This is a genomic window from Massilia sp. 05N420 (assembly GCF_056397205.1).
Genome location: NZ_JBFTMX010000098.1, coordinates 1 through 802 on the forward strand (window position 1 = coordinate 1; position 802 = coordinate 802).

Genomic DNA, 802 nt, shown 5'->3' on the forward strand with positions numbered 1-802 from the left:
GTCCACGCGCCATCGTTTCCCCGATCTCGTGAGAGGCGTGGTCGAAGGCCTGGGCCTCGCGACCCGCGATTGCTATGCGGCGATGGGAGCGATGCCGGAAGAGCTGCGCATCACCGGCGGCGCCACGCGTTCGCCAAGCCTGCGCCGCTCGCTATCCGCCGCCGTCAACGCCCCGATCCGCCAGTCGCAGCGCGAGGAGACCGGGGCTGCCGGTGCCGCGATGATGGCTGCGGTTGCCGTCGGCGTGTATCCGACGATGGATGATTGCATTGCCGACTGGGTGTCGCCGCTGCTTGGCGAACCCGAGGTTCCCGATGCCGCCGAGGCGGCSCGGTTCGAMACGCTTTTCGCAGCCTATACCGACATCCGCCAGGCAATGGCGCCCGCCTGGGACAAGCTCGCCTCGACCGCGACGGCGACACCAGGCGCATAACTCAAGTTCTGATGCGCTGGCATCAAAGGAGCATGACATGACCGAACCCGAAACCCTGGACCTCTTCGTCATCGGCGGCGGCATCAACGGCGCCGGTATCGCACGCGATGCGGCCGGCCGTGGGCTCAAGGTGGCGCTGTGCGAAAAGGATGATCTGGCGCAGGGAACCTCGTCGCGGTCAGGCAAGCTGGTGCACGGCGGGCTGCGCTATCTCGAATATTACGAATTCCGTCTGGTGCGCGAAGCGCTGATCGAACGCGAGGTGCTGCTCAATGCCGCCCCGCACATCATCTGGCCGATGCGCTTCGTGCTGCCGCACAGCCCTGAGGACCGCCCGGCCTGGCTGGTCCGCCTCGGCCTCTTCCTCTC

Annotated in this window: 2 protein-coding genes; both read left to right on the top strand. The window is 66.9% G+C overall.

Going from position 1 to position 802, the window contains the following annotated elements; all coding sequences use genetic code 11:
- Positions 1-433: FGGY-family carbohydrate kinase (locus tag AC1DIX_RS27400; protein WP_477328459.1), on the top strand; the 433-nt coding region annotated here is incomplete at its 5' end.
- Positions 434-470: 37 nt separating this feature from the next.
- A partial coding sequence (locus AC1DIX_RS27405; RefSeq protein WP_477328461.1) for an FAD-dependent oxidoreductase occupies positions 471-802 on the top strand: 332 nt, incomplete at its 3' end.